Genomic DNA, 1,583 nt, shown 5'->3' on the forward strand with positions numbered 1-1,583 from the left:
AGCTTGGCGTTTAACCTCGCTGGGCTTGGTGCTCCTTGATCGATTCGGGGCGTTTGACGGTCTTGCCAACGTCGTGGCGCCTGGCCCGTTGCTTGTTTTTCGAGCCGGGGGGCCGTCCGGGGCCTGGGCGGGACGGTTTTGGCGCGCTTGCCGGGCGGGCTGCTGCTGCGCGGACGTTGCGAAACCCCCGGCGGACTCGGGCGGGGGTGAGGCGGCGAGGTTCTGCGGGCCGTTCCCATGGGCGACGGAGGTCCTCGGCGAGGGGCCGGGCGAGACGGAGCTGGGTGTGAGCGGCGATGATCAGCCAGGTCCACAGGTCGGCCGTGTCGGGATTCCTGACCCTCGGGGCGGTCCAGCCCAGGGTCTGTTTCATCAGCCGAAAGGTGTGCTCCAGGTCGAAGCGGCGGAGGAAGGACTGCCACCAGCGGTCCACTTCCGCCGGTGCGGCGGCGGTGGCTGAGCACCACAGCCAGACCGGTTTCGGGTCACGGTCACCGGGCAGGCGCTCGACCTTCAGGCGGATCAACGTGCCGTGCAGGACAGGGAGTTCTTCCTTGGCGTGCTCCAGCCAGGGGCCGCGGTGAGTGAGCCGGGGATGCATCCGGTCCCAGGCCGTCGCGGAGGCTGTGCCGTAGCGGGCGGTGTCCGTGGCGGTCGTAACGTCGGGCTCGTGCCAGCTGTCGGGTTTCTTGAACGTGAGGACGCCGCCATGCCGGCGGGGACGCCCGCCCCGGGGACCCGACCGGGCGGGGCCGGGGTCGCGGAGCATGACCCGGTCCGAGCGCAGGCGCCCGACCAGTACGACGGGCAGGTCGGCGAGAGCGTGGGTCAGGTAGGCGACGTCGTAGCCGGAGTCCATCACAATCAGGATGTCCGGATCGCCCGGTCTCCAGTGGCCTGCACTCGTCAACCCCCTGACGACATCGTGGAGTTGGACGGCCGTGACGGTCGTCGCGTCGTCGGCCGGGCCCAAGCGGACTGCGTCCAGGAGAGCGACCCAGGAGGTGCGGCCGGACTCCAGGGCCGCGACGAAGGAGTAGGGCCAGCCGGGCACCAACTGGTCCGAGCTGCGGTCGCCGCGTCCATAGACATGACAGAAGAGCCGGTCGCCGCTGGTGGGAGCGTCGGGTCGCAGCCAGTGCGACACGTCCACAGCGAGCACGATCCGCCCGTCGGCCGCCTTCGGCAGCGGCAGGTCCGCCAGCGCGCGGCGCAACCGTGTCGGCTCCAGCCAGCCACGGTCCAGGGCCGCGTACAGCGCACCGTGCCCGCGCCGGTGCTCGACCGCCAAGGAGAGCTCGACCAGGGTTTTCACCGGCCCGTCCGCGCACAGCACCGCATCGGTGAGCTCGAAGAGCGCGTCCGCCCGCTTGTAGAGACACTCGTAGAACTCGACCCGAAAGCGGGACAACAGACCCAACGCCTCGATTCCGGGCACACCGACAGGCAGACTCATGGGCAGCGGCCGTTCTCTCGTGCTTTGTGACTCGACATCTCGAAGCGTGGAGAACGGCCGCCTCCGCTGTCCCGTGAAGAACCGCAGGTCAGCAGGACGAGTGACCCGCGAGGTTAAACGCCAAGCT

The 1,583-nt window shown here is 69.6% G+C and carries 1 protein-coding gene; it reads right to left on the bottom strand.

Features of this window, described 5'->3' with window-relative positions:
• Nucleotides 1-10 precede the first annotated feature (10 nt).
• The gene (locus ABZ919_RS41455) at nucleotides 11-1,456 is read right to left on the bottom strand and encodes an NF041680 family putative transposase (RefSeq protein ID WP_361259496.1); all 1,446 of its coding nucleotides are present in this window, start codon (nucleotides 1,454-1,456) and stop codon (nucleotides 11-13) included.
• Between the last annotated feature and the right edge of the window lie 127 nt (nucleotides 1,457-1,583).

This window comes from Streptomyces sp. NPDC046759 (assembly GCF_040645475.1).
In the GTDB taxonomy this organism is placed as follows: Bacteria; Actinomycetota; Actinomycetes; order Streptomycetales; family Streptomycetaceae; genus Streptomyces.